The 207-nt window shown below is 51.7% G+C and carries 1 rRNA gene; it reads right to left on the bottom strand.

The window, feature by feature from the left end:
- Positions 1 to 128 precede the first annotated feature (128 nt).
- Positions 129 to 207, bottom strand: a 16S ribosomal RNA gene (locus tag M8013_RS00005); the annotation flags it as partial.

Genomic DNA, 207 nt, shown 5'->3' on the forward strand with positions numbered 1-207 from the left:
CGCCGTGAAAGGGCGGAGTCCTAACCGCTAGACGAAGGGGACACGATGTGTCACGACTTCGTAGCCGTCTTGCTCGTTACTTTTCATCAGACAATCTGTGTGGACACTACAAAGGCAGGTTCTTCAGGTAAGGAGGTGATCCAACCGCAGGTTCCCCTACGGTTACCTTGTTACGACTTCACCCCAGTCATGAATCACAAAGTGGTA

Source organism: Silvania confinis (assembly GCF_025564085.1).
GTDB classification, from domain to species: Bacteria; Pseudomonadota; Gammaproteobacteria; order Enterobacterales; family Enterobacteriaceae; genus Enterobacter; species Enterobacter confinis.